Here is a 1,016-nt window from a genome sequence, read left to right as displayed (position 1 = left end):
GGCTCGACAGCCCGGTCCTCCAGGTCGCGCACCCGGCGATTGGCCGTGCGCAGCTCATTGGTGACGCGCTTGAGGTAGGTACGGAGTTTCTGTTCGTCGCTCATCGGTCCGTTCCCCGGTCCGCTGCGGCCGTCATCGGTCTTCCCGGTCATGCGGATCCGAGCTCCTTGTCGATCAGGTCGAACATGTCGCTGTCCGAGGCGAAGTCGAGGTCGTCCTCGAAGGTGTCGTCGTCATCGGCGTCTTCGGTGCCGGTGGTGCTGAGCAGGGCGCGGAGCCGGTTGCTGAGCGAGCGCAGCCGCGGCTCGGCACTGGCGATCTGCTTCTCGTGGCCGGCGACCGCGATCAGCAGGGCTTCGAGCCGCTGCAGCTCCTGGTCCAGCGGCGAGGGCTGCTCGGCGCCGCCCGGGCCGCCGACCAGGGAGAGGATCAGCCGCGCCGCCTCGACCGGGGTCGGGTGGTCGAAGACCAGCGTCGCCGGGAGCCGGAGCCCGGCCACCTGGCTGAGCCGGTTGCGCAGCTCGACCGCGGCCAGCGAGTCGAAGCCGAGCTCCTTGAACGCCCGCCCGGGCTCGATCGCCGCGCCGGAGGCGTGGCCGAGCACGGAGGCGACCTGCGCCAGGACCACGTCGAGGACGACCTGCTCCTGGTCCGCCTCGGCCACGCCGGCCAGCCGCTGCGCCAGCGACCCGCCCGTGGCCTCCCTCCGGCGGGCCGGGGCGCGCACCAGCCCGCGCAGCAGGGCCGGCAGCATCCCCGCCCGCGCCTGCGTCCGCAGGGCGGCCAGGTCCAGCTGGATCGGCACCAGCAGCGCGGCGTCCAACCGCAGCGACTCGTCGAACAGTTCCAGGCCGAGCTCGGCGGGGAGCGCGCCGATGCCGGTGCGCTCCATCCGGGCGAGGTCCGCCTCGTCGAGTTCGCCGGTCATGCCGGTGGCGTCGGCCCACAGGCCCCAGGCCAGCGAGGTGGCCGGCAGGCCGGCCGCGCGGCGGGTCGCCGCGAGGGCGTCGAGGGCG

2 protein-coding genes are annotated in these 1,016 nt (G+C 74.3%); both read right to left on the bottom strand.

Annotated features, from left to right (window positions below; all coding sequences use genetic code 11):
- The coding region (locus tag VM95_RS45765) for a polyketide synthase docking domain-containing protein (protein ID WP_425265401.1) at window positions 1-104 on the bottom strand (104 nt) is incomplete at its 3' end.
- A gap of 44 nt (window positions 105-148) precedes the next feature.
- Window positions 149-1,016, bottom strand: an 868-nt coding sequence (locus VM95_RS37655; protein ID WP_045705991.1) for an acyl carrier protein, incomplete at its 5' end; no start/stop codon positions are given.

It is taken from the genome of Streptomyces rubellomurinus (genome assembly GCF_000961885.1).
GTDB classification, from domain to species: domain Bacteria; phylum Actinomycetota; class Actinomycetes; order Streptomycetales; family Streptomycetaceae; genus Kitasatospora; species Kitasatospora rubellomurina.
The sequence above is the reverse complement of the archived record's forward strand: the minus strand, read 5'-3'. Positions and strand labels throughout refer to the sequence as shown.